This window comes from Brachybacterium tyrofermentans (genome assembly GCF_014897585.1).
Lineage (GTDB): Bacteria > Actinomycetota > Actinomycetes > Actinomycetales > Dermabacteraceae > Brachybacterium > Brachybacterium tyrofermentans.
Genome location: NZ_JABUXW010000017.1, coordinates 15,184 through 39,973, shown reverse-complemented (window position 1 = coordinate 39,973; position 24,790 = coordinate 15,184). Strand labels below are relative to the sequence as shown.

The following is a 24,790-nucleotide window of genomic DNA, read 5'->3' as shown; positions in this document are numbered from 1 at the left end:
GGAGCATGCCCGGCCCGCCCCAGCCTCTCGGGTCCGCCTGAGCGTCCGATCGATCAGCTCGTCGGGCAGCCCTCGGGGATCTCGACCGGCTCCTCGAGGGCGGCGGTCGCGTCCTTCTGCTCGACGAGGGTGGAGAACCCGTTGCCCAGCAGGAGGTCCACGGTCTCGTCCTCGCGCTCGTCCAGCTGCAGGGCGGCGTCGGGGACCTGGGCCTGCACGGACTGGGCGGCGAGATAGCCCTTCGGGCCGTAGACCACCGTGGCGGCTCCGCTCGCCTTCTTCGTGTTCCCGGCGTCCCCGACCGCGAAGCCCCGCTCCGCGAGCTGCTCGGTGATGTCCCCGGCGAGCCCGCCGCGTCCGGTGCCGTTGAGCACGGTGACGGTCACCGACTTCGGCGGCAGCGGGACAGCGCCCGGCTCCGGGCAGGTGAGGCCCGTCGACTCCTCGGTGGCGGACGTCGCCCCGATCACCCCGGGTTCCTGGACGGGTTCACGGAACTGCCCGACCGCGTACACGCCGACGCCGATGAGCAGCAGCGCGAGCAGGGAGAAGATGCCCAGCTGCGTGGCACGCAGCTGACGCGTCCGCCGGACGCGCTGCTCGCGTCGGCGGACGTCATCGGCCGAGCGCCCGTAGGGATGGGCATCACGGTGGGATGTGGACATATCAGTCCAGCGGGCGGTAGCGGATGCCGAACGCGTCGAGGCGAGGGAGGTGGGCCCGGAGGCGCTCCTCGAACTCGTCCCAGCTCTGCTCGGGCGATCCCCAGGCGCGCTCGGCGAGGGCGCACATGCGCGGGAACGCCATGTACTGGACCTGCTCGGCGGTGGGCATGTACTCGGTCCACAGCTGTCCCTGGAGGCCGATCAGCAGCTTCTGCTGGTCCTCGTCGAGCTTCTGCGGGGTGAACGAGGCGGTGTAGACGTCCTTGACCGTGGTGAGGCCGCCGATGGCGAGGGGCTCGCCCTTCGGATCGGCCTGGTAGTGGTCGAAGTAGGTGTGCTCGTTGTTCGCGATGATGGTCCGGAAGCCGCGACCGGTGGCGGACTTCAGCCCGTTGCCGTGGCGCCAGTTCATGATCACGGTGTCGTCGGGGAGGTGGCTCTCGAGCACCTCGTCCCAGGCGATGATCCGCTTGCCCGCCTCGGAGAGGACGTCGGCGGCGAACTGCGTGAAGCGGCCTTGGATCTCGGAGACCCGGGTCAGGCCCCACTCGTTCATCCGGGTGCGGGCGGCCGAGGAGCGCTCCCACTCCACGCGCGGGCACTCGTCGCCGCCAATGTGGACGTAGGGCGCCGGGAAGATGTCCGCGACCTGCGTGAGCACGTCACGGAGGAAGTCGAAGACCTCGTCGGAGACCCCGAGGACGTGGTCGGAGATGCCCCAGACCTCGCGCACCCCCACCCGCTGGTCGGGGAAGTTGCCGAGCGTCGGATACGCGGCGATCGCGGCCTGCATGTGCCCGGGCAGATCCACCTCGGGAATGATCATGATGCCGCGGCGGCGCGCGTACTCGACGAGGCCGCGCAGCTCCTCCTGGGTGTAGAAGCCGCCGTGCGGGGTGCCGTCGAACTCCCAGGCGGACTCCTCGCCGCTCATGTGACCGATGAGCGACTGCTCGCGCCAGGCGCCGATCTCGGTGAGCTTCGGGTAGCCCTTGATCTCGACCCGCCAGCCCTGGTCATCGGTCAGGTGGAGGTGAAGGACGTTCAGCCGGTGCAGCGCCATCGCGTCGATCAAGGTCTCGACCTCGGCTACCGCGAAGAAGTGCCGGGAGACGTCCAGGTGCATGCCGCGCCAGGCGTGCTGGGGATAGTCGCTGATGGTCACGCAGGGGATCGACCCCTCGGAGCCGGTGACGATCTGGGCGAAGGTGTTGCGTCCGTCGGCCAGGGCGGCCTCGCTGCCCGCAGTGAGGTTCGCCCCGGTGGGGGAGATCGACAGCGCGTACTCGGTGCGGGGGAGGTCCTCGGTGATCCCGACGGAGATCTCGTCCCACGGCGAACTGGTCTCCCAGGTCCCGTCCGACCAGATGACGGACTGCGGGTACGGCACGAGGGCGAGAGGGTCGGGCATCAACTTCTCCTGAACAGCGACATCGAGTGGTCGATCCCAGTTTGCCATGAGACGCCCGTCACGGTGGACCGTGCCCGCTGTGCAGACCTCCGCATCAGCCAGTGCGCTGCCTGTTCCCTGTTCCCTGTTGCCTGTTGCCTGTTGCCTGTTGCCTGTTGCCTGTTGCCTGCTGCCTGCTGCCCGCTGCGTCGCCGTCGGATGTTCTGTGGTCGGTCGCCCTACCTCGCGGGTGCCCGATGGACTCCGGACGCACAGGAGCCCGGTCGGCAGTGCCGACCGGGCTCCTTCACGTCGCCCTGCTCCTTCCCGTTGACGCTGTCGCGTCGAGCAGGCCGTCGTGGTCCTGGACGTCAGTCCGTGCAGCTGGTCCGAGGATCAGCGGTAGGTGACGAAGACATGCGGCGCGCCCCAGATGGAGCGCTCGACGACCCGCTGCTGTGAGCCGGAGGCGTCGATGATCTTCCCGTTGCCCGCATAGATGCCCATGTGGCCGTAGTCGTTACCCGTGAAGGCCACGAGGTCACCGGGCTGTGCCTGGGACTGCGAGATGATCCTGCCGCCGAAGGTGTAGCCCTTGGCGGTCTTGCGCGGCATCGAGTTGCCGGCCTGGTTGTACGCGTAGTACACCAGGCCCGAGCAGTCGAGACCGGTCGAGGGCGAGGAACCGCCCCACGTGTAGCCGACCCCGACCTGACTGCGGGCCGCATTGACGATGGCCTGCCCGTTGATCGAGTTCCCGGTGCTCGGTCCGCGGTCGTCATCTCGGCTGGGAGCGCTGTTGGAGATGCGCACCGAGCTGTAGACGGCGTTCCAGGTGTTGTGCCCGACGACGGTGTCCACGCGGATGCCGGCGGCGGACTGCAGGGAGCGGACCGCGGAGGCGGTCGCCGGGCCGAAGGAGCCGTCGACCGCGATCGAGGCGCCCCGGGCGTTGAGCTGCGACTGGAGGGTCTTCACGGCGCCGCCGCGACTTCCCTGACGCAGCTTCGGCTGCGACGACGACGACGAGGAGTCCGAGGACGAGGATCCGCCGCTGAGGGAGTTCCAGGTCACCGGCCCGACGACGCCGTCGACGTTGATGCTGGCCGACGACTGCTGAGCCTTGACGGCGCGCAGGGTGGAGGAGCCGAAGGATCCGTCGACCCGGAGCGAGGCGCCATGGGAGTTCAGCTGGCTCTGCAGGTGCTTCACGGCATCGCCGCGAGCCCCGAGACGCAGCTTGACGCTCGAATAGTTGGACTGGGTGGGGGCTGCGGGCGCGACGGCCGGTGCAGCGGCGCGCACAGTGCCCTGGGGTGCCGCGGGGGCGGCGGGCTGCGCGGTCGCAGTGGCGGTGCCCGTGATGGCGGCGGTGGCCGAGACGGCGCCGATCACGGCGACACCTCCCACGCCTCGACCGACCGGAGCAGCAAGCCCCCGGTAGTCGATCACGGCACGGCCGGCTGCCCGGTGCGTACCTCGAGTTGCGGTGCGGAACATCTGCAGCGATCACTTTCTCCGGCGCCTCGTGGAATTCTCGCGCGCTGCGCGCGTGAGAAACCTGCGCCCGTCACCCAGGGAAGCGAGGAAGGGACCGGGCCGGTGACGGGAAGGCGGCGACTCGGTCGGTGCCCAGCTCGAGGCAGCACCACAGGTCACTGTATGTGCAGGGAGTTTCCAGCCCACAGGTGGCTTTACTCAGGAAGTCCGACGTTTTTACCAAGATTTTGCAAGAAATCTGGAACCCTCGACGTGTTGTCCACACAATTCGGACATCACTGTGATAGTTACACCAATGTAATTCAGGAGCCCGTTCTCGCCCTCTCGGTGTGCCGGACGGCGGGCGCCGACTGTTCCCAGGCGCGGCTCCGGCGAGAGCAGCCCGGACGTGAACGGCTCCGAGGCGAAGGGCCCGGAGGCGAGCAGCTCAGGGGTGAGGGCCTCGGCTGTGAACGGCCCAGAGGCGAATGGCTCGGATGGCCCGGAGGCTCATGATCCGCGGGAGGCCGGGCCCGGGGTGGATGGAGGCGCGAATGACTCAGGGCCGCGATGCTGTTGCCAGCATCGCGGCCCTGAGAACCGGTCGGGGTGACAGGATTTGAACCTGCGACCTCCTCGTCCCGAACGAGGCGCGCTACCAAGCTGCGCCACACCCCGGTGATGCGCTGCCGAAGCGGTGCATCGAAGAGAAACTTTAGCAGGGGTTCTGCAGTGTCAGGAACCCGTGCTCGCCTCGCGGGCGCGCAACGTGAGCAAGGTCGCCTCGGGTGGGGTGAACAGCCGATAGTTCGAGTAGGGGCTGGCGCCCATGCCGGCGCTCACATGGAGCGGCACGTCCTGCCAGGTGGACAGGCCTCGTGCTTGCTGCCGGGGCAGATCGCAGTTGGTCACCAGCGCGCCGAACCCCGGCAGGCGGAGCTGCCCGCCATGGGTGTGGCCGGCCAGGAGGAGGTCGGAGCCATCGGCAGTCAGGGCGTCCAGCACCCGGCGATAGGGCGCATGGGCGACTCCCAGTCGCAGTACGTGGCCGTGAGCAGGGTCCGAGGGGGCCGGATCCGCCGGAGCCGGCATCTCGTCGCGCTCGAGGTGCGGGTCGTCGACACCGGCCAGACGCACCTCGAGCCCGCCGAGCTCGATCACAGCGCGGGAGTTGGTGAGGTCCTTCCACCCGTGAGCGGTCAGCCGACGCGAGAGCTCCTCCGTGGGGAGGGTGAAATCCCGCGGTGCGGTCATGCCGTCCGGGCGAGGATCCGGGAGGAGGTAGCGGGCAGGGTTCTTCGGGGCGGGCTCGAACATGTCGTTGGAGCCCATCACGAAGGCGCCCGGGCGCCGCAGCAGCGGATCCAGGGCCTCGGCGAGCACGGGGATCGCGGCGGCCGAGGCGATGTTGTCCCCGGTGTCGATGACCAGGTGCGGGTTGAGCGCCCCGAGGTACTCCAGGAAGGCGATCTTGCGCTCCTGGTCCGGCACCAGGTGGATGTCGCTGATGTGGAGCACGCGGATGGTCCGGGTGCCCGGCGGGAGGATCCGCAGCGTGAGCTCACGCAGCGTGTACCGGTGGATCTCGACGTGGCGTGCCCAGATATGCGCCGCAGCGCCGACTCCGAGTCCCGCGAGGCCCACCGAACCTGCGGCCGTGAGGAGCGGCCGCATCTCAACCCCGTCCGGTGGACTGCCGGATGACCACGGTCTCCCCCTCGGGCAGCGAGCTGCCAGCGGCGGGATCCGTGCCGATCACGTACCACTTGCCGACCGTGCTGGAAGGCTCGTTGCGCACCTCCGGCACATACCCGGCGGCTTCGATCGCGGACTTGGCCTCGGAGAGGTACTTGCCGGACACGCTGGGCACCTTGCCCTTCTCCACGGACCCGTTCGCCTGGGTCTTGGTCGCAGGCGGAGCGGCGGGGAACGGCTTGCTCGGCAGTCCCTCGTGCGCCTTCGTCATGTACTCCTGCCAGGTGGGCAGGGAGACGGTGTTGCCCCAGACGTGGCCGCTGCGGAGCATGGTGTCGTCGACGGTGAAGCCGCCGGGACGCTTGTCGCCCTGGGGGTGGCCGAACCACACGGCGGTGGACATCTGACGGGTGAAGCCGACGTACCACGTGTGGTACTGCTTGTTCGAGGTGCCCGTCTTGCCGCCGGCCGGATGGCCCGGGATGATCTTGCCCTTACCGGTGGCCTTGGGGTCCTCGAGGTCCTGCTGGAGGGTCCAGGCCATGGTGTCGGCGACCTTCTTGTCGACCACCTGATGGCACTCGGATCCGGAGATCCCCATCGCCTCGCCGTTGCGGTCCGTCACCTCGGTGATGGACTGCGGCTTGCAGTAGGTGCCGCCGGCGGCCCAGGTCGCGTAGGCGCCCGCCATGTCGAGGGCGGAGACCTGGAGCTGGCCGAGGACCACCGCGGAGGGGGCCAGGGTCTGGCCGTACATATCGGCGATGTCCATGTCCCAGGTGGTGCTGTCGTACGGGTTGTACTTGCCCGGGATGGCGCCGATATCGCGCGCCCCGTCGGCGATGTCGCACAGATCGATCTGGCGGGCCATGTTCGCGTAGGCGGTGTTGATGGAGAACTTGGTGCCGTTCAGGACGGTCTCCATCGGCGCGATCTGCACCGAGACCGCGTTGTCGGGGTTGTATCCCGGCTGCTCACGCCAGGCCCCCCGGGGCAGGCAGTGCGCCGGGAAGCTCGGCATCGACTCCCGCTTCGTGCTGACCTTGTCCTGGATGCTGCGGCCGCTCTTGAGCCATTCCTGGAGCACGAAGGGCTTGAACGTCGAGCCGACGGGGAATCCGTTCGACCCGCCGAGGGCCTGCGGCACGTTGTAGTTGATCGCCGTCTCGCCGGGCTTGGCGTCCTGGTACGGATTGAACGTGCGGTTCTCCGCCATGGTGAGGATCTTGCCGGTGCCCGGCTCGACGGTGACGATCGAGAGACCGAAGCCGTTCTCGGAGTCGCCGGGGACCTTGCGCTGGAGGATGTCCTTGGCCGTGGCCTGCTTCTCCGGGTCCAGGGTGGTCTTGATCGTGAGCCCGCCGCCGTAGAGCAGCTTGCGGCGCTCCTCGTAGGTCGGGGCGAACTCCGGGTCGTTCAGCAGCGAGCGGGTGACGTAATCGCAGAAGAAGCCGCCGTCACCGGCGTCGGCGCATCCGGCCCGCAGATTCTGGATCTTGAGCATGTCCTCGACGGGCTGGGCGGTGTACTTGTCGTACTCCTCGTCGGTGATGTACCCCTCGCGCTTCATATCGCCGAGCACCTCGTTGCGGCGCTTCTCGCCGGCTTCCGGGTGGCTGACCGGGTCGTACTGGTTCGGGCCGTTGGTGATCCCGGCCAGGAGCGCCGCCTCACCGGGGTTGAGGTCCTTCGCGTTCTTCGAGAAGTAGTGCCGCGAACCGGTCTCGACGCCGTACTGCGAGGGGCCGAACTGGGCGACGTTGAGGTAGGCGTTGAGGATCTCGTCCTTGCTCCACCGCTTCTCCAGCGAGATCGCCAGCTTCGCCTCTTTCGCCTTGCGGCTGTACGTCTGCGCTGTCGCCTCGTTGATCCCTTCCTGGTCGCCCTTCTGGACGGCGTCCATGAGCAGAGCGTTCTTCACATACTGCTGGGTGAGCGTGGAGCCACCCTGGGTCGCGCCGCCGCTCGCGTTGGAGGCGAAGGCGCGGATCATGCCCTTGGCGTCCACGCCGCCGTGCTCGTAGAAGCGGCGGTCCTCGACCGCGATCACCGCGTGCTGCATGTACGGGGAGATCTCCTCGAGCGGCACCATGATGCGGTTCTCGGTGTAGAAGGTCGCCAGCAGGGAGCCGTCCGAGGCCTCGATGCGGCTGGCCTCGTTCAACGGCTCGACCTCGAGCTCGGTCGGATACGACTCGAACAGCGCGACGCCATCTTCGGCGACCTTCGAGGAGGCGGAGACCGCCGGCAGGAAGAACGCGGCCAGGAGCACCCCGGCCAGAGCGGAGACGGCGAGCATCCCCAGCAGCAGGTAGATGGTCTGCGCCAGGGCGACGGGGAGGGAGCGTCCGGAACCGGAGCTGGACGGAGTACTGGCCATGCTCCAACAGTACGGCGAGGACACCCGCGAGGCCACGAGACGTGCCCAAGCTCAGGAAATCTTCACGAACTCGGTGCACGTCCGAGACGTGCGGGGACGGCGAGATCGCGCGGCAGCGGTGCCGCAGGGGTGCGGGGTCGCTGTGCCGTGGAGTCTCAGTGCCGTGGGGTCGCGGGATCGCAGAGTCGCGGTGACGTGGGGTCGCAGAGTCGCGGTGCCGTGGGACGGCCGGGGTGACACGCCGATCCATTCCACGAGAACGTCCCGCTGGTGGCACGGTTCAGTGGAATCGGTGACCGGGGGGACGCCCGGTTGCCGGGACGGGGGAAGGAGATGGGCGTCGGGGCCGGAAGTTGGGTGCTGAGTGCTGGGTGCTGGGTGCTGGGTGCCGTGTGTTGGGTGCTGGGTGCCGGGAAGCGTTGGCGGGGGCGAGGCGCTGGACAGCTGGGGTGACACGCCGATCCATTCCACGAGAACGTCCCGCTGGTGGCACGGATCAGTGGAATCGGTGACCGGGCGCGAGCCTGGGGCCGATGCGGGGCCGATGCGGGGCCGATGCGGGGTCGACGTGAGGCCGAGACGGGGCCGAGAGAGAGGCTGACAGAGTGGCCGATACAGGAGCTGGCAGTGGGGCCGACGGGGTCCGGATATCGGGCGTGATTATCACGCGAAGGTCACGCGATGGCCTCAAATTTTGCACTGTGGCGTGCGTCTCCATACAGTGGTCAGAGAAAACGGGTCAACGAGGATTCCGAAAGAGGATGCACATGACGATCGGGGCCATTCCCATCACCGAGGATTCGAGCTGGGCGACGCGCGGAGCGTGCGTGACCATGGATCCGGACGGCTTCTTCGTGCAGGGCGCGGAGCAACATGCAGTGAAGACGGCGTGCGGAGCATGCCCGGTGAGGACTGAATGTCTCGCCGATGCTCTGGACAACCGCGTGGACTTCGGGGTGTGGGGCGGGATGACGGAGCGAGAGCGGCGTCGGCTGCTGCGCCGGAACCCTGACGTCAGCGACTGGTCCTCCGTGCTGCGCCGCGCGACGCAGGAGGCCGTGGGCAGTTGAAGGGTCCCGGGCGTTCGGGAGCACGTCGGGCGGCTGACGGCCCGCCGGGCGGCCGATGACCTGCCGGGTGGCTGACGGCCCGCCGGGCGGCCGATGACCTGCCGGGTGGCTGACGGCCGCCGGGTAGCCGATGCTTTGCCGGGTGGCTGACGATTCCGGACGCGGTCGGTGGCTCGGGACGCGGCTGACGGTTCTGGACGGGGCGCGCGCCCCGACCCCTCCGTCGTCGCGTCCGGCCGGTAGGCTCGCCCCATGAGCACCATGACCCGCTGGGAGTACCTGACCGTTCCGCTGCTGATCCACGCGACCAAGCAGATCCTCGACAACTACGGCGAGGAGGGGTGGGAGCTGGTCCAGGTCGTCCCCGGACCCAACCCCGAGAATCTCGTCGCGTACCTCAAGCGTCCCCTCTCTGCGGGTTGAGCCGATGAGCACCCCAGCACAGGGCCCAGGAACGCGGGTCCGGGCACGGCTCGACGAGCTGGGTCTGAGCCTGCCCGCCGTCGCGGCTCCCGTCGCCGCCTACGTCCCGGCGGTCGCGAGCGGGAACCAGGTCCACACCTCCGGACAGCTGCCGTTCATCGACGGCGCACTCCCCGAGACCGGCAAGGTCGGGGCGGAGGTCACCCCAGAGCGCGCTGTCGAGCTCGCCGCGACCAGCTGCCTCAACGCACTCGCCGCGATCGAGGACCTGATCGGCGATCTCGACCGCGTGGTGCGGATCGTGAAGCTCACCGGCTATGTGGCCTCCGACCCGTCGTTCACAGCGCAGCCCGCCGTGATCAACGGCGCCAGCGAGCTGCTCGGCGAGATCTTCGCGGACGCCGGTCGGCATGCGCGCAGCGCGGTCGGGGTCGCCGTGCTCCCGCTGGATTCTCCGGTCGAACTGGATCTGCTGGTGGAGCTGGACGGCCCTGCCGCGCCGGACTCCGCCCCCGCGGTCTGAGCGCGCCATGGCGGATGCATCCGAAGACCTGCCGCAGCGGGACCCGGAGGTCGGCGCCGTCGAGCTGATCGCGGTCCGGGCCGGGAACCCCGGCCCGATGACGCTCACCGGGACCGTCAGCTACATCCTGCGCGACCAGGACCAGGTCTGGGTGATCGATCCCGGCCCCAAGGACCCGGAGCACCTCGCGGATCTGCTGGTGGCCTGCGGTGCGCAGGCGCGGCCGATGGGGGTCCTCGTGACCCACCGTCACCTCGACCACACCGCCGGCGCCGCGACCCTGGCCCGTCAGCTGTCCGCGCGCAGCGGGCGGGACGTGCCCCTGTGGGCCGCGGACCGGACCGCTCTGCCCGGCTCCCGCCCCCTGCCCTCGACCCTCGAGGGCGACCAGGGAACGGTCGGGCACATCATCCACCTCCCCGGCCACACGGATGACTCCGTCGCCGTGCTCGTCGACGGCGGCCGCCTGCTCAGCGGTGACACGCTGCTGGGTGGCTCCTCGACCGTTATCGTGCCGGACGACGGCGGGAACCTGGCCGAGTACCTGCAGTCGCTCTCGATCCTGCGGGCGATGGCGCTGGACGGGCGGATCGGCTCGATCCATCCCGGCCACGGCCCGGCCTACGAGGACCCCCTCGCCGCGCTCGAGGCGATCGAGACCGCCCTCGCGCACCGCTACGAACGGATCGACCAGGTGCGTCGTGCCCGCACCGCAGGGGTGCTCACGCTGGAGCGCCTGCTGCGATCGGTCTACGGGTCGGATCTCCCCGAGTCCCTGCAGAAGGCCGCCCGCTGGAATCTCCGGGCGACGCTCGACTACCTCGCCGAGGCGGGCTGAGACAGGAAGGTGCGCCGGGCCAGGAAGGTGCGCTGAGACAGGAAGGTGCGCCGGGCCAGGGTGGCGCGCTGGGCCAGGACTGCCGACGCGGCGGCCATGCACGACTCCGCCTGGCGTGCAGCTGGAACCCCGGCACGGCCCGGACGGCTCCCCAAGAACGTCGAATCCCCCGTTTCGGCACCATCACGGTGCGAAACGGGGGATTCGACGTGCGTGTCGGATCGTGTGCGCCCGACAGGTGCCGATCAGCGGGCGCGGCGGCGCAGTCGCTCGACGTCGGAGATGAGGACGGCGCGGGCCTCGAGGCGGATCCAGCCGCGCGAGGCGAAGTCCGCGAGTGCCTTGTTGACCGTCTCGCGGGAGGCGCCGACCAGCTGGGCGAGCTCCTCCTGGGTGAGGCCGTGGGCGACCATCACGCCGTCGTCGGTCTGGCGACCGAAGCGCTGCGCGAGGTCGAGGACGTTCTTGGCCACGCGACCGGGGACGTCGGCGAAGACGAGGTCGGCGAGCGACTCGTTCGTCTTGCGCAGGCGCCGCGCGAGCGAGGCGAGCAGGTGACGGCCGACCTCGGGACGCTGCGCGAGGACCCGGTACAGGTCCTGCTGCGACAGCGAGTAGAGCGTCGACTCGGCGACCACGGTCGCGGTCGCGTTGCGCGGTGCGGGATCGAAGAGCGACAGCTCGCCGAGGGTCTCGCCCGGGCCGAGGACTGCGAGCAGGTTCTCGCGGCCGTCGCCGGAGGCGTGACCGACCTTGACCTTGCCCGAGCCGATGATGAAGAGCCGATCGCCGGGATCACCCTCGCGGAAGATGATCGCGCTGCGGTGATAGTCCTCCTGCTTCATCGACGCCAGCACGGCCTGCTTGCCGTCCTCGTCGAGTGCAGCGAACAGCGGCGATGACCGTACGATGTTCTCGTCCACGGAACCTCCTGATGGTGGGGCCCCGACTGCCGGGACCGTACTGTGCTTCCCTGTGACCGATGCCACTAACTTCGGTGGTGGCTGTCACATGATGGACAAACACTATCGCGCCGAAGCCCCTGTTATGTGTCACACGCTGGATGAGGAGCATTTCGCATGGTGCAGAGCAGCGCTCGACCGGGTGCCGCCAGCCGCCCCGTCGGACCGGCCGACGCTGGCATCGTCGCCTCGCGGCTCCGCGATCTCCACCTCGACGCCCGCACCGAGCTCGACCATTCCGACGCCTTCGAACTGCTGGTCGCAACGGTGCTGTCCGCCCAGACCACCGATGTGCGCGTCAACCAGGTGACCCCTGCACTCTTCGCCGCCTGGCCCGATCCGGAAGCGCTCGCCGGGGCGGCCGATGCTGATGTGACCGAGATCGTGCGTCCGCTCGGTATGGGAGCGACCCGGGCGCGTCGGATCATCGGCCTCGCGCAGCGCCTGGTCACCGAGCACGGCGGCGAGGTGCCCGACTCTCAGACCGCCCTGGAAGCACTGCCCGGGGTGGGTCGCAAGACGGCCCATGTGCTGCGGGGCGCGTGGTTCGGCCACTCCCTGCTCGCCGTCGACACGCATGTGGGTCGACTCTCGCGCCGGCTGGGATGGACCGAGCAGACCGACCCGCGCAAGGTCGAGGCCGACGTCGTCGGCCGGGTCGCCGCCGACGGAACCGGCAGCCCCGACGAGGACCTCACGGTCCTCGGCCTGCGGCTCATCCTCCACGGGCGGCGCGTCTGCACCGCCCGGGCGCCGGACTGCGGCAGCTGCGTGCTCGTGGACGTGTGTCCGCGCATCGGGCTGACCCAGCAGGCAGGTGTCGCATGACCGCACTCCGTCCCGGAGGCGGGCGCTCCGCCGCGCTGCCGGGCTTCCTCCTCCCGCTCGCCGAGCGGGCCCGCCGCGGCGAGGTGCTCGTGCGGCGCGACGCCGACCCCCGCGATCCACCGGTCGACGGTGCGCCGGCGCGGCGCAGCGCCGTGCTGATCCATATCGCCGGCACCGGGCTGGACGACGCGCAGGTGGTGCTCGAGGAGCGCGGCCATGCCCTGCGCTCGCAGCCCGCCCAGTTCTCCCTCCCCGGAGGCGGAGCCGACCCCGGCGACCGGGACGATGTGCACACGGCCCTGCGCGAGGCTCAGGAGGAGACCGGCCTGGTCCCTCAGGATGTCGAGGTGATCGGGGCATTCGCCCCGATCCCGATGCCGTGGCGCGCGCAGCGGGTCACGCCCGTCCTGAGCTGGTCCCCGTCGGTTCCCGAGCTCGGGGTGCAGGACCCGATCGAGGTGGAACGTGTGGTGTGGGCGCCGCTGACCGGAGCAGGGTCCCTCACCGACCCCTCCCACCGGTGGCGCGGGCTGCTCTTCGGTCAGGGCGTCGGCCCCGTGTTCGACCTCCCCGGGGACGCCTTCGTCTGGGGGTTCACCGCGATGATCCTCGAGCAGATGCTGGTGGGCGTCGGCCTGGATCCGGTGCCGCTGGGCGCCGCGACCCGCGAGATACCGCCCGGCCGACGGCGCTGAGTGCCCAGCCGACGGCGCTGAGCGGCCGTCCGACGGCGCTGAGTGCTCTCCAGAGGGACGCTGAGGGCTCGCGCGGACGCTGCTGAGCCCTCGCCCGGGCGATCGGGCGGCGACGCCCGTGGCCACGGTCACGAACTCGGGAAAGGCGCTCGCCCCGAGCGGTGCCGCGCACGCTAGACTGGATTGTTGCCGGACGGTCTCCGGCACGCCCGGGGAACGTACGGATTCCGTCGGATCCCCAGCGGATCCGTGATCGCCCGGGCACCTGAACCAGCAGACCGACATCAGCAGACAAGGAATGGGATCCACGTGCCACGCGGCAAGGTGAAGTTCTACGACGCCGAGAAGGGTTTCGGCTTCATCCTCGATGACGAGGATGGTCAGAGCGTGTACGTGCACGCCTCGAACCTGCCCGAGGGAGCCACCGCGCTCCGTCCCGGGGCCAGGGTCGAGTTCGATATGGTCGATGGCCGTCGTGGCCCGCAGGTGCTGTCGCTGCAGCTGATGGAGCCCGCTCCGTCGGTCAGCCGTGCGCGCCGGCTCAAGCCCGACGAGATGGCGGGGATGGTCGAGGACCTCATCCGTCTGCTGGACGATGCATCCAACGGCCTCCGCCAGGGCCGTTACCCCGATCGCGGGCACTCGCAGAAGATCTCCACCGTGCTCCGTGCCGTCGCCGATAATTTCGAGGCCTGAACATATGACCCAGCCGACCACCGCCCCCCGTCGCCCCCGCACCGCCCGGCCCCGGCTGGACGCGGTGGCGGCTGATGCCGTCGAGCTCGCGCGCGAAGCGCTGCTCGAGGTCACCGAGCCAGGCCAGGTCGGCGAGCACCTGCGTGCCGAGGCCAGCGGGGACCGCATCGTCACGCATGTCTTCGAGTGCACGATGCCCGGATATCGCGGATGGTCCTGGGTCGTGGTGGTCACCCGTGCGGCGCGCGCCAAGGCCGCCACGGTGGCGGAGACCGCACTGCTCCCGGGTGAGGACGCGATCCTGGCTCCCGAGTGGGAGCCCTGGTCGGAGCGTCTGAAGCCCGAGGACATCGGCGCCGACGACCTGCTCCCGTACCGCGACGAGGACCCGCGGCTCGAGCAGGGCTACGAGGCCACCGACGAGGAGGACGCCGACGCGGTCGCGCTGTGGGAGCTCGGTCTGGGCCGCCCGCGCGTGCTGTCCCCGCAGGGGCGCGCCGAGGCCGCTGAGCGGTGGATCGATGGCGACTTCGGCCCGCGGGAGACGTCGGGCCGGGGCCGTCGCGGAACCATCTCGGCGAACTGCTCCAGCTGCGGGTTCCTCTCGAAGCTCTCCGGTTCGCTGCGCGGCGAGTTCGGCGTGTGCACCAACGAGTGGTCCCCGGCCGACGGCAAGGTCGTGCACTTGGGCTTCGGCTGCGGGTCGCACTCCGAGACCGGCCAGGAGGAGGCCGACCGCGAGATCCCGCGCGCCGGCGGCGTCGTGGTCGATGAACTCGACGTCGAGCTCCAGACGAGCGCCTCCGACGAAGCCTCGGAGGCGACGACGGACGCCGCGCCGAATGCGGCGCCGGACGCAACGTCCGAGGATGCTGCCGAGAAGCCTGTCGACGCTGTCGTGACCGTCGGGCCCGCGACGGGCGAGGCCACGCCGGAGGAGCCTGCGACGGATGCCCCGGCGACCGATGTGCCTGCGACGGACGCTCCGGCGACCGCCGCCCCCGTGACCGACGCGTCCGCTGCAGAGGTGCCCGAGGCGGATTCCGCCGAGGACGTGCAGGCCGCGACGCCCGAGGTCCAGCAGGCCGCGGCGGAAGCTCCCGCTGCGAACGCTGCTCCGGCGGCAGACGACGTTCCAGCGGCGGACGCTGCTCCGGCGGCAGACGACGTTCCAGCGGCGGACGCTGCTCCGGAGGGTGACGCCGACGCGCCGGCGCAGTCGACGGGCGACACCGATGCCTCGGGTGTAGCAGGCGATGCCCCGGCTGCCTCCGAGGATGGGGACGCGGCTCCGACCGAGGCCTGAGCTCGGCGTGAGTTCGAGGTGAGCTCAGAGGCGAGCGGGCCTCAGCGCTGCGAGACCGCCAGGCGGGCGAGCAGGGCCTCGATCGCGAGCAGCGGGGGAACATTCCCGCTGATGCGTGCCCTCGTCTCCTGCACCGCCTCGAGCAGCCCGAGCGTGGTCTTCGCCGAGCCGCCGCCCGCGGATCGTTCGATCTCGTCGGCGACCTCCACGTTCACCAGCTCGCTGCCGCTGCCGAGCTGACGGCTCAGCACGTCGCGCAGCACCGAATGGACGTCGAGCAGATAGCGGTCCAGCACGTCACGCACGAGGCGGGTCTGGCGTCGCTTGGCGTCCTCCTCGAGCTGTCGCACCTGGGAGCGCAGCGAGGGCGGGACCTTGCCGTCGTCGATGCCGGCGGAGCGCAGGAAGCGCTCCTTCTCCTCCACGGCGACCGTGTCGGCATGGGCCTTCGCCTCCGCCGTGGCGCGGTCCACGAGCGCCTGGGCCGCGAGCACGGCCTCACCCGCCCCGCGCAGTCCCAGCAGCGTGCGGGCCGACTCCTCACGGGCGGCGAGGGCGCCCTCCTGGGTGGCGTAGCGCAGCGCGAGGCCGATGTGCCCCTGCGCGGCGCGTGCGGAGCGCATCGCGAGGTTCTCGTCCACGCCGTCCCGTCGCCGCAGCAGCTCGGCGACGACGTCGGAGGGCGGCACCGAGAGGGCCACCAGACGGCACCGGGACTTGATGGTGGGGGCGAGATCCTCGGCCGACGGGGCGCAGAGCATCCACACGGTCGAGGGGGGAGGCTCCTCGATGGACTTCAGCAGCACGTTGAAGGTGCCTGCGCTCATGCGGTCGGCGTCCTCGACGATCAGCACCCGGTACCGCCCCGTCGCCGGGGCGCGCTGGGCGGTCATCACCAGCTCGCGCACCTCCTCCTTCGCGATGGAGAGCTTGTCGGTCGCGACCACGGTGACGTCCGGATGGGTGTTCGCCAGCACCGTCCGGCAGCTGCGGCAGTGCCCGCAGCCGGTGCCCGTCTCGCACTGCAGGGTCGCCGCGAAGGCGCGTGCCGCCGTGGACCGGCCGGAGCCCGGCGGCCCGGTGATCAGCCAGGCCTGCGCGAGGGAGCCCTGCGGGGAGGCGGCCCGACGGAACTGGGCGACCGCGGCGTCCTGACCGACGACGTCGGCCCATACCCCGGGCGCGGTTCCCCCGGGAGCTGCGTGGCCGGCTACGGCGGGATCAGCGGCCGTCGGAGCGTTCCCGGACATCCCGTTCGTGCTGGGGGCGGTCACATCTCGTCCCGGTGCTTCGTGGGCGGTGCCGGCTCGAAGGTCGGGTCGAAGATGCCCAGCACCCCGTTGACGGCCTCGAGCACCTGGGCGTGGACCTGTTCGCGCGGCAGGGTGCCGTCGATGACGGCGAAGCGCTCGGGATCGGCGGCGGCGAGGTCCAGGAACTCCTGGCGCACCGTGGCATGGAAGTCCTGGCCCGCCTTCTCCAGACGATCGTGGTCCGCGGAGACCCGGCGCTCGTCGAGGGCATCGGTGGGCACATCCAGCAGGATCGTGCGGTGGGGGAGGAGCCCGTCGGCCGCCCACAGGGAGAGCGATCCGATCTCGTCGGGCTCGAGGGAGCGACCTGCTCCCTGATAGGCGATCGACGAATCGAGATAGCGGTCGCCGAGCACCAGGCCGCCGCGCGCCAGATGGGGCCGCACGAGTGTGGCGATGTGGTGGGCGCGGTCCGCGGCGTACAGCAGGGCCTCGGCGCGGGGGTCGACGTGCTCGCCGTGCAGCAGCAGCTCGCGGATGCTCGCGCCGAGCTCGGTGCCGCCGGGCTCGCGGGTGGTGAGGATCAGGTCCTCGGCGACGAAGCGCTCTGTGACGAGGTGGTCCCGCAGCATCTGCATCTGCGTGGTCTTGCCGGCGGCCTCGCCGCCCTCGAAGGAGATGAATACTCCCCGCTTGGGCGGATGCGGCGCCGGGATGCGCAGGCCGCGGGACATGTCGAGGAGGCTCATGGGTGCGCCTCCGAGGGGTAGGCCACGCCGAGCTCGGCGCGTACGGCATCCATCGTCTCCATGACACTGAGGGTATCGGCCCAGCTCATCAGCGGCGACTCGAGATCCCCGGCGGAGATCCGACGGGCGGCCTCCGCGATCTCGTACGCCATGCCGTCACCGGGCTCGCCGGGATGGGAGAACGTCGCGGAGCGGCCGTCGTGCAGGGACACCGTGAGGGTCCCCGGGGCGAAGAAGGCCCCGGAGAGCCGGGCCGACCCTGCGGTGCCGCTGACCACGCCCTCGGTCGGGGTGCGGGCGAGCAGGGTGGAGGAGAGCCGGGCGCGACCGCCCTCGGACCCTGTCGCGAGCAGGCCGAAGTAGGCATCGACCGCGGTATCCGTGAGGTCACCGCGCACGGCGAGGCCGGAGAGATCGCCCAGCACCATCTGCGCGAAGGAGATCGGGTACACGCCGAGGTCGAGCAGTGCGCCGCCCCCGAGATCAGGGTTGTACATGCGATGGGACGGATCAGCAGGGAAGGTCTGCCCGTGATCCGCCGCGACCTCGATGACGTCGCCGAGAACGCCGGAGGCGATCACCTGGCGCAGCACGTCGTACTGGGGCAGGAAGCGTGCCCACATCGCCTCCATGGCGAACACGCCGCGCTCACCGGCGAGGCCCAGCAGGTCACGGGCCTGGCCGGCGTTGAGCGTGAAGGCCTTCTCGACGAGCACCGGGATGCCGGCCTCGAGGACGGGACGGGTCAGCTCATGATGCTGCGCGTGCGGGGAGGCGACGTAGACGGCGTCGAGCCCGCCCGCGGCGAGCATTTCCTCGACCGCGTCGAAGGCGCTCTCGATGCCGTGCTTCGCGGCGAAGTCCTCGGCCCGCTGCTGGGAGCGGGAGACGACGGAGACCACGCGGGAGGCCGTCGCGCGGTGCGCCGTCGCCGTGAACTGATCACCGATGTGCCCCGGGGAGATCACGCCCCAGCGCAGGCCCGGGGCGGCCGCCGGATCGGGGACGGTGGAGGCAGGAAGGGCCAGGGTGGGCGCTGCGTCGCTGCCTCGGGATGCGTCGGACTCGCTCATGGGTCCAATCTACCCAGCGACCCCGACACCGCGGGGGTGTCGGGGTCGCTGTGGAGAAAGGTCCGCCGTCGGCGCAATCCGTCGATCAGCCCTTGACTTCCGGCTGATCTCCTATCGCTCGTACCTCGCGATACGTCGATCAGGCTCTGCTCGATCGGCTGATCTCCTATCCCTCGTACCTCGCGATACGTCGATCAGCCCTTGACAGAGCCTGCTGTCATGCCGCGCACCAGGAACCGCTGGAGCCCGAAGAAGACGAGCATCGGGATCACCATGGAGACGAAGGCGCCGGCGGTCAGGAGCTCGGCGCCCTGCCCCTGGGTGCCCAGCATCTGCTGCAGGCTCACGATGACCGTCTTGTTGTCGCCGCCGCCCAGGAACAGCTTGGCGATGAGCAGGTCGTTCCACACCCACAGGAACTGCAGGGTGGCGAAGGCGGCGATCGCCGGGGAGGACATCGGTGCCACCAGCCGCCAGAACGTCTGGAAGTGCGAGGCCCCGTCGATCTTCGCGCTCTCCACGACCGAGGTCGGGAGGGTCGCCATGTAGTTGCGCAGCGTGTAGACCGCCAGCGGCATGCCGAAGCCGGTGTGCAGCATCCACACCGCCACGAACTGTCCGTTGATCCCGAGCCCGCGCGGCCCGAGCAGATCCAGCATCGGCTGGAAGGACACCTGGATCGGCACCACCATCACCGCGACGATCGCGATGAACAGGAAGTCCTTGCCACGGAACTCGATGAACGTGAACGCATACGCCGCGAAGGCGGCGAACATGATCGGCAGCACCGTGGCCGGCACGGCGACCACGATCGAGTTGATCAACGAGCCGGAGATCGAGGGATCCCCGAGCACCGTCGCGTAGTTGTCGAAGGTCCAGCCGCCCTCCCAGAGGCTGCTCCACCAGCCCGTCGAGGCGGCGGCCTCCCGCGAACGGAAGCTCGTCACGAGCAGACCGAGCGTGGGGATCGTCCACAGCAGTGCCAGGAGCGGCATGGTGATGGTCGCGACGAGCGAGCGCTTGCGCCCGTCCTTCATGGTCCCGTTCATCGGTTCGCCTCCTGGTCCCTGAAGCTCTTGACCTGGTAGATCAGTATCGGGATCACCAGGAGGAGGAGCACGACGACGACGGCCGAGGCCTGACCGGCCTGCTGATCGGTGAACAGCTTGCGGAAGAAGAGGTTCGCGATCACGTCGGAGTTGTACAGGCCGTTGGTGGTGACGTAGATGATGTCGAAGACCTTCAGCACCAGGATCAGCACCGTGATCAGCACGGCGATGAGCGTGGTCCTCACCTGCGGGAAGATGATCTGCCAGAAGATCCGGATCTCGCTGGCGCCGTCCATCCGGCCCGCCTCGACGGTGTCCTCGGGGACGCCCTTGATCGCGGAGCTCAGCAGCACCATCGCGAAGCCCGTCTGCAGCCAGATGAGGATCACCATGAGCGCGAGCGAGTTCAGCCGCGCGGTGTCGATCTGGTACCAGGGCTGCGGATCCCCGCCGAGGGCGGTGACGATCGCGTTGAGCAGGCCGGTCTGTGCTTCACCGGGCGAGTTGTAGGCATAAACCAGCCCCCAGATCGTCGCCGCACCCACGAAGCTGATCGCCATCGGCAGGAAGATGAACGACTTCGCCGTCTTCTCCCCGGTGGGGGAGAGCTTGTCTGCGAGGACCGCGACCGCCAGGCCGAACGCCACGGTGACGACCGGGACGATGAGGATCCACAGGAAGTTGTTCAGCAGGGAGGACCAGAAGGCGCCGCTGCTGAAGATCGCCCGGTAGTTGTCCAGCCCCACCCAGGCCGTCGAATCATCGTTCGCGAACGAGTAGATGATCGTCTGGACCGTCGGATAGAGCAGGAACACCGCGATGAGGCTGAATCCCGGCAGCAGGAAGGCGTACGGGATGAGCCCCTCGGCGAACCTCGACGGGAAGCCCTCGATGCACAGGTTCAGGAAGTAGAAGAACAGCAGCGAGCCGCCGATGCCGATGACCAGCCCGAGGACCCCGACGAGGATCCCCGAGTTCGCGAACCACTGCGGGTAGTACGCGAAGGCGAGGAAGGCGTTGCACACGAACCAGGCCGTGACGGCCATGCCGACCGCACCGATGATCACCCGCGCCGGACGGGCCGGAGAGCTCTTGCGCTCGTTCCGCTCCAGAGGCGCTGCACCGTCGGACCCATGACGAGTGGGGGCCGTGGTGGTCACTTCGGCCACCCGGCCTCGATCTCGTCGCAGACCTCCTGAGAGGTCTTCGTGCCCTGCAGCCACTGGACCATGCCCGTCCAGAAGGATCCGCCGCCCACGGCCGTCGGCATGAGGTCCGAGCCGTCGTAACGGAACACCGCCGCCCCTGACGCGATCTCGGCGACCTGCCGGGTGATCGAGTCGGAGTACAGGGACTGGTCGAAGGTGCGATGCGGGCTCAGCCAGCCACCGGCCGCCGCCCATTCGCCGCCGAAGGCATCCGAGGTCAGGAACTCCATGACCTTCACGGTGTCGTCGTTGAGGGTGAACAGCGAGGCGAGGTCGCCGCCGCCGAGGATCGGCTGGCCGTCGAAGCCGCCCTCCCAGGTGGGCATCGCGTACACACCGACCTCGTCGTCCATGTTCGCCTGGATGTCCTCGGGGAAGAAGCCGGTGACGAAGTTGCCCTGGCGCACGAGCATCGCCTTGGTCGGATCCTCGAACAGGGGAAGGGGCGCCTCGGAGAAGGGGGTGTTGATGATCGCGTCGGTCCCGCCCAGCACGTTGCCCTTGCCCTTGAGGAGCTCGCCAACGATGTCGAAGACCTCGACGACCTCCTTGGCGTTGAAGGGGATGCGGTGCTTGGTCCAGTCGTCGTAGACGACCGGACCGTGCACACGGAGCATGAACTCCTCGATCCAGTCGGTGCCCACCCAGCCGGTCGCCTGGCCGTCGTCCCAGCCGTCGGACCACGGTGCGATGCCGTCGGCCTTGATCTTCTCCGTGATCGTCGTGAGCTCCTGCATGGTGGCAGGCTCCGCGGAGTAGCCGCCCTTCTCGTACGCCTTCTTCGGGTACCAGATGAGCGACTTGCAGGCCATGCGCATCGGGGCGCCGTAGACGCGACCCTCGAACCGTGCGGAGTCGAGGAAGCCGGGGATCAGGGTCGAATTCAGGGCGTCGTAGTCCAGGAACGCGTCGATCGGCGTGATCAGCCCCTTCCCGGCGAGGTCGAACATGCCGCCGGGCTGCGGGAACAGGGCGATGTCCGGTGCGTCGCCGGCTCCGGCGCGCTGCTGGATGGTGTTGGTGAAGTCCTTGTCGGGGGTGTAGTTGATGGTGATCTTCGCATCGGCCTCGAACTTCTCGAGGGAGGCCATGAAGGCTTCCTGCTCCTGGCCGCCGAAGGCCCCGAGGATGCTCACCGAGCCGTTTCCGGGGGTGTCGCCGGGCTGGTACTTCTCGCCCCCGCCACCACCTCCGCCGCCGCTGGGGTCAGGGTTCTGCAGGCATCCGGTCATCCCCAGTGCCGCGGTGGCCGCGGCGCCGGTCATGATCGTGCGCCGGCTGAGACGTCGATCCATGATCACTCCTTCGTGAGTCAACAACGAGCTCTTGGTCACACTGTAGGCCGCTTCCGCAGGTGATCGCGCCATAGCGGCTCTGCGAACACGATTCTGAAGCCCCCTGTGACCACCTCGTGACCCGTGGTGAGCAGCTGTGACCGTGACGGGGACGATTCCTGACATTCCGGTCATGGCTGTCGGGCGGGAGAGGCGGACGACGGCACGGGCCGACGACGGCAGGGAGTGCGACATCCGGGCGGGCTGGGACCGGGCGAACGACGACGGCGCGGACGACGACAGGGGCACGGACCGCATGGTCCGTGCCCCTGGTTCTCGCAGGCTCGCAGTCGGAGCCCTCCGCTCGGACCCTGTGGCTCAGGGTCCGGGCGGCCTCACTTCTTCGCGGTGGTGCTCTTCGTCGTCGTCGTGGTCTTCGCGGTCGTGCTCTTCGCCGTCGTGGTCTTCGCGGTCGTGCTCTTCTTGGCGGGAGCCTTGCGCTTCGCGGCGGGCTTCTTCGCGGGACCCTTGGCCCGCTTCTCCGCGAGCTTCTCGATGGCGACCTTCTCGGTGATCTCCTCGACGCTCTCCGACGCGCGCAGCGAGACGTTCGTGGTGCCATCGGTGATGTAGGCACCGAAGCGGCCGTCCTTGATCACGATCGGCTTCTCGCTGGTGGGATCGGTGCCGAGCTCCTTGAGCGGCGGCTTCGCGGCGGCGCGACCCCGGGTCTTGGGCTGCGCGTAGAGCTTCTCCGCCTCCTCCATGGTGACGGTGAACAGCTGCTCCTCCGACTCCAGCGACCGGGAGTCCGTGCCCTTCTTGAGGTACGGGCCGTACCGGCCGTTCTGCGCGGTGACCTCGGTGCCGTCCTCCGTCGTGCCGACCACCCGCGGGAGGCTCAACAGCTTCAGGGCGTCCTCGAGCGTGATGGTCGCCAGCTCCATGGTCTTCAGCAGCGAGCCGGTGCGGGGCTTGGGCTGCTTGGCCTTGGCGACCTTCTTGCCGCCGTTCTCCTCCGGATCGGGCAGGATCTCGGTGACGTACGGGCCGAAGCGGCCGTCCTTGGCGACGATCTCGTGGCCGGTCTCCGGATCGGTGCCCAGCACCTTGCCGTCGTCCTTGGCGCGCTCGAGCATCTCGGTGGCGAGCGCGACGGTCAGCTCGTCGGGGGCGACGTCGTCGGAGACCGAGGACCGCTGCGGATCCGCCCCCTCGATGAGCTCGCCGTTCTCGTCCCGGGCGGCACGCTCGACGTAGGCGCCGTAGCGACCCACGCGCAGCGTGATGCCCTCGCCGATGTCGATGCTGTTGATGGCGCGGGCATCGATGTCGCCCAGGTCGTCGACCATGGGCTTGAGGCCGATCGGGCCGTCGGTGCCATCGGAGTGGTAGAAGTTCTTGAGGTACTCCGCACGGCTCAGCTCGCCCTGGGCCATGCGGTCCAGCTGCTGCTCCATCTGCGCGGTGAAGTCGTAGTCGATGAACGCCCCGAAGTGCTCCTCGAGCAGGCGCACCACGGCGAAGGCCACCCAGCTGGGCACGAGGGCGGTGCCACGGCGCAGCACATAACCACGGTCCTGCACGGTGGCGACGGTTGAGGCGTAGGTCGAGGGGCGGCCGATGCCGCGCTCCTCGAGGGCCCGCACCAGCGAGGCCTCGGTGTACCGCGGGGGAGGCGTGGTGGAGTGGCCGTCCGGGATCAGCTCGCGGGTGTCGAGCTTCTGGCCCTCCTCCATCTGCGGCAGGCGCTTGTCGCCCTTGCCCTCGGCCTCGTCGGAGCCGTAGCGGCTCGCGTCGCGACCCTCCTCGTAGGCGGCGAGGAAGCCGCGGAAGGTGATCACGGTGCCGGCGGCGCGGAACGTCGCGGTGCGGTCCTTCTGCTCCAGCTGCAGCTCGACCGTCGAGGTGGTGCCCTTCGCGTCGGCCATCTGCGAGGCGACGGTGCGCTTCCAGATCAGCTCGTAGAGACGGAACTCGTCGCCCGAGAGGGAGCCGGACACGTCGGCCGGGGTGCGGAAGCGGTCGCCCGCGGGGCGGATCGCCTCGTGCGCCTCCTGGGCGCTCTGCGACTTGGTCTGGTAGTAGCGCGGCTTGTCCGGCACGTACTGGGAGCCGTAGAGCTCCGCAGCCTGTGCGCGGGAGGCCTTGATGGCCTCGCCGGAGAGCGTCACCGAGTCGGTACGCATGTAGGTGATGTAGCCGTTCTCGTACAGCGACTGCGCGACCCGCATCGCCTGGCGGGCGCCGAGACGCAGCTTGCGCGAGGCCTCCTGCTGCAGCGAGGAGGTGGTGAACGGTGCCGCCGGGCGGCGGGTGTACGGCTTGGACTCGAGCGAGGAGACCGTGGCCGGGGCATCGGTCAGCGCCTCGATGAGGGTCCGCGTGGACTCCTCGGTGAGCACGGTCGCCGAGGCGGCCCGGGGCTTGAGGGTGCCGTCGTCGGCGAAGTCGCTGCCGGAGGCGACACGGGCGCCGTCGACGGTCGCGATCTTCGCGGTGAACTGCTCGGACTCGGCCCCGAAGGTGCCGGTCACGTCCCAGTAGTCGGCGGCGACGAACGCCATGCGCTCGCGCTCCCGCTCGACCACGAGGCGCGTCGCGACGGACTGCACCCGACCGGCCGACAGGGACGGCTTGATCTTGCGCCACAGCACGGGCGAGAGCTCGAAGCCGACCAGGCGGTCCAGGATGCGGCGGGTCTCCTGCGCGTCGACCAGGTGGGAGTCGATCTCGCGGGTGTTCTCGAGCGCGGCGAGGATCGCGTCCTTCGTGATCTCGTGGAAGACCATGCGCTTGACGGGCAGGGACTTCTTGGGCTTGAGGGTCTCCAGGAGGTGCCAGGCGATCGCCTCGCCCTCCCGGTCCTCATCCGTGGCGAGGTAGAGGGTGTCGGCGTCCTTGAGAGCCTTCTTGAGGTCCGCGACGGTCTTCTTCTTGTCGGGGCTGACGATGTAGTACGGGTCGAACCCGCCGTCCACGTCGACCCCGAACTTTCCGTACGGGCCCTTCTTCATCTCCGCGGGAAGGTCGCGCGGCACCGGGATGTCACGAATGTGTCCCACCGATGCCTGAACGATGTAGTCGTCCCCCAGGTATCGGCTGATGGTCCGCGCCTTCGCAGGGGACTCGACGATCACCAGATGCCGTCCGCCAGTCACGTTGATATGTCCTTCCTCGCCGCGAGTCGTCGCGGCCCGTCCGCCGTGGCCGAATGCCGTGGTCCGGGATCAG

21 protein-coding genes and 1 tRNA gene are annotated in these 24,790 nt (G+C 69.5%); 8 read left to right on the top strand and 14 right to left on the bottom strand.

Translation table 11 applies throughout. The features are described 5' to 3' along the window. Positions 1-53: 53 nt before the first annotated feature. From INT49_RS13375 to INT49_RS13350, 6 genes are all read right to left on the bottom strand, one after another. On the bottom strand, positions 54-665 hold the full coding sequence (locus INT49_RS13375) for a LytR C-terminal domain-containing protein (protein WP_193118245.1): 612 nt from the start codon (positions 663-665) through the stop codon (positions 54-56). A gap of 1 nt (position 666) precedes the next feature. Next, positions 667-2,076, bottom strand: coding sequence for a beta-N-acetylhexosaminidase (locus tag INT49_RS13370; protein WP_193118244.1), 1,410 nt, complete (start codon positions 2,074-2,076; stop codon positions 667-669). Between the two features lie 375 nt (positions 2,077-2,451). Then, entirely contained in the window at positions 2,452-3,450 is a 999-nt protein-coding gene (locus tag INT49_RS13365; RefSeq protein WP_319021620.1) for a C40 family peptidase, read from the bottom strand. A 688-nt stretch (positions 3,451-4,138) separates the two neighbouring features. Further along, positions 4,139-4,212 (bottom strand) — tRNA-Pro (locus INT49_RS13360). A 57-nt stretch (positions 4,213-4,269) separates the two neighbouring features. Next, the gene (locus tag INT49_RS13355) at positions 4,270-5,208 is read right to left on the bottom strand and encodes a metallophosphoesterase (protein WP_193118242.1); all 939 of its coding nucleotides are present in this window, start codon (positions 5,206-5,208) and stop codon (positions 4,270-4,272) included. 1 nt (position 5,209) lies between these two features. Then, entirely contained in the window at positions 5,210-7,609 is a 2,400-nt protein-coding gene (locus INT49_RS13350) for a penicillin-binding protein (RefSeq protein WP_193118241.1), read from the bottom strand. Positions 7,610-8,376: 767 nt separating this feature from the next. Here INT49_RS13350 and INT49_RS13345 point away from each other — a divergent pair. The 4 genes from INT49_RS13345 (at position 8,377) to INT49_RS13330 (ending at position 10,463) form a co-directional block, all read left to right on the top strand. Next, positions 8,377-8,679 carry a WhiB family transcriptional regulator gene (locus tag INT49_RS13345; RefSeq protein ID WP_193118240.1) on the top strand — a complete coding sequence of 101 codons (303 nt, stop codon included), beginning with the start codon at positions 8,377-8,379 and terminating at the stop codon, positions 8,677-8,679. Positions 8,680-8,931: 252 nt separating this feature from the next. Then, entirely contained in the window at positions 8,932-9,102 is a 171-nt protein-coding gene (locus INT49_RS13340) for a DUF4177 domain-containing protein (RefSeq protein WP_264298765.1), read from the top strand. 4 nt (positions 9,103-9,106) lie between these two features. Beyond that, entirely contained in the window at positions 9,107-9,625 is a 519-nt protein-coding gene (locus INT49_RS13335; RefSeq protein WP_193118239.1) for a RidA family protein, read from the top strand. Between the two features lie 7 nt (positions 9,626-9,632). Then, the gene (locus INT49_RS13330) at positions 9,633-10,463 is read left to right on the top strand and encodes an MBL fold metallo-hydrolase (protein WP_193118238.1); all 831 of its coding nucleotides are present in this window, start codon (positions 9,633-9,635) and stop codon (positions 10,461-10,463) included. A gap of 245 nt (positions 10,464-10,708) precedes the next feature. On the opposite strand, the gene INT49_RS13325 is transcribed toward INT49_RS13330, so the two are convergent. Then, positions 10,709-11,386, bottom strand: coding sequence for a Crp/Fnr family transcriptional regulator (locus INT49_RS13325; protein WP_076808401.1), 678 nt, complete (start codon positions 11,384-11,386; stop codon positions 10,709-10,711). A gap of 156 nt (positions 11,387-11,542) precedes the next feature. Here INT49_RS13325 and INT49_RS13320 point away from each other — a divergent pair, with 156 nt between their 5' ends. The 4 genes from INT49_RS13320 (at position 11,543) to INT49_RS13305 (ending at position 14,950) form a co-directional block, all read left to right on the top strand. Next, positions 11,543-12,253: an endonuclease III domain-containing protein gene (locus INT49_RS13320; protein ID WP_193118237.1), complete on the top strand. Its 711-nt coding sequence runs from the start codon at positions 11,543-11,545 to the stop codon at positions 12,251-12,253. Further along, positions 12,250-12,948 carry an NUDIX hydrolase gene (locus INT49_RS13315; RefSeq protein ID WP_193118236.1) on the top strand — a complete coding sequence of 233 codons (699 nt, stop codon included), beginning with the start codon at positions 12,250-12,252 and terminating at the stop codon, positions 12,946-12,948. The genes INT49_RS13320 and INT49_RS13315 overlap by 4 nt, the downstream gene beginning before the upstream one ends. 309 nt (positions 12,949-13,257) lie before the next feature. Then, the gene (locus INT49_RS13310) at positions 13,258-13,644 is read left to right on the top strand and encodes a cold-shock protein (RefSeq protein WP_193118235.1); all 387 of its coding nucleotides are present in this window, start codon (positions 13,258-13,260) and stop codon (positions 13,642-13,644) included. A gap of 4 nt (positions 13,645-13,648) precedes the next feature. Further along, positions 13,649-14,950 (top strand): DUF3027 domain-containing protein, encoded by a 1,302-nt coding sequence (locus tag INT49_RS13305; RefSeq protein ID WP_193118234.1) that lies wholly within the window; start codon positions 13,649-13,651, stop codon positions 14,948-14,950. A gap of 41 nt (positions 14,951-14,991) precedes the next feature. Here the strand turns inward: INT49_RS13305 and INT49_RS13300 are convergent, their stop codons facing one another. From INT49_RS13300 to topA, 7 genes are all read right to left on the bottom strand, one after another. Continuing rightward, the gene (locus INT49_RS13300; protein WP_193118281.1) at positions 14,992-16,200 is read right to left on the bottom strand and encodes a DNA polymerase III subunit delta'; all 1,209 of its coding nucleotides are present in this window, start codon (positions 16,198-16,200) and stop codon (positions 14,992-14,994) included. A gap of 20 nt (positions 16,201-16,220) precedes the next feature. Beyond that, a complete protein-coding gene (tmk, locus tag INT49_RS13295; protein ID WP_193118233.1) occupies positions 16,221-16,952 on the bottom strand; it encodes a dTMP kinase in 732 nt (243 codons plus the stop codon). Beyond that, the gene (locus tag INT49_RS13290; protein ID WP_193118232.1) at positions 16,949-18,025 is read right to left on the bottom strand and encodes a Gfo/Idh/MocA family protein; all 1,077 of its coding nucleotides are present in this window, start codon (positions 18,023-18,025) and stop codon (positions 16,949-16,951) included. Before INT49_RS13290 ends, tmk begins: the two co-directional genes overlap by 4 nt. Before the next feature lie 194 nt (positions 18,026-18,219). After that, positions 18,220-19,074, bottom strand: coding sequence for a carbohydrate ABC transporter permease (locus INT49_RS13285; RefSeq protein ID WP_193118231.1), 855 nt, complete (start codon positions 19,072-19,074; stop codon positions 18,220-18,222). Beyond that, on the bottom strand, positions 19,071-20,234 hold the full coding sequence (locus tag INT49_RS13280) for a carbohydrate ABC transporter permease (RefSeq protein ID WP_319021618.1): 1,164 nt from the start codon (positions 20,232-20,234) through the stop codon (positions 19,071-19,073). The genes INT49_RS13285 and INT49_RS13280 overlap by 4 nt, the downstream gene beginning before the upstream one ends. Continuing rightward, a complete protein-coding gene (locus INT49_RS13275; protein WP_193118230.1) occupies positions 20,231-21,577 on the bottom strand; it encodes an ABC transporter substrate-binding protein in 1,347 nt (448 codons plus the stop codon). The genes INT49_RS13280 and INT49_RS13275 overlap by 4 nt, the downstream gene beginning before the upstream one ends. Before the next feature lie 374 nt (positions 21,578-21,951). Further along, a complete protein-coding gene (topA, locus tag INT49_RS13270) occupies positions 21,952-24,717 on the bottom strand; it encodes a type I DNA topoisomerase (RefSeq protein ID WP_193118229.1) in 2,766 nt (921 codons plus the stop codon). Positions 24,718-24,790: the final 73 nt, after the last annotated feature.